This is a genomic window from Cupriavidus oxalaticus, assembly GCF_038900635.1.
Classification (GTDB): Bacteria; Pseudomonadota; Gammaproteobacteria; order Burkholderiales; family Burkholderiaceae; genus Cupriavidus; species Cupriavidus oxalaticus_B.
Genome location: NZ_JAYMRX010000088.1, coordinates 1 through 450 on the forward strand (window position 1 = coordinate 1; position 450 = coordinate 450).

Sequence of the window (450 nt, forward strand, 5' to 3'; positions counted from 1 at the left end):
TCTCATGACCACGGTCGTCGGTTTGACCGGCTTATGGCCCGCTATCCTCGCTGACACCGGCGCGACGGTTTTGGTGACAATGAACACGCTCCGTCTCCTTCGCCTTCCGGCAACCGTATCTCTTGAACCTAAAGTCGCCAGAAAACCATAACTCGACAATGCCTCGCACTCAGAAAACCCATTCGATGCTTCATCGATCATGCTTATCTTCGCTGCCGAAGAGACTGCTTGTTTCGACCTTCCCACTCCTGTTCTCCGCTGTCATTCTTGGTTTAACAATGGATGCTGCATTCGCAGCTCCAGGCGAAGCGGGCGGAACGACAAGATTCGATCTGGCGCTTCTGGTCCGAATCGGCGTTGCCGTCGCGCTGGCCTTCCCCATTGGATGGGAGCGCGAATTTCGCGGTTCGGAAGCAGGCGACCGTACCTTCATGCTCGTTAGCCTGGGAG

General features: G+C 56.0%; 1 protein-coding gene and 1 pseudogene. One reads left to right on the plus strand and one right to left on the minus strand.

The annotated features are described in order from the left end of the window. On the minus strand, window positions 1-201 hold a 201-nt coding region (locus VSR71_RS35075; RefSeq protein ID WP_342917920.1), incomplete at its 3' end, for a hypothetical protein. Between VSR71_RS35075 and VSR71_RS35495 the strand changes: the two are divergent. Next, a pseudogene (locus tag VSR71_RS35495) lies at window positions 186-450 on the plus strand (hypothetical protein); the annotation flags it as partial. The gene VSR71_RS35075 and the pseudogene VSR71_RS35495 sit on opposite strands and share 16 nt — an antisense overlap.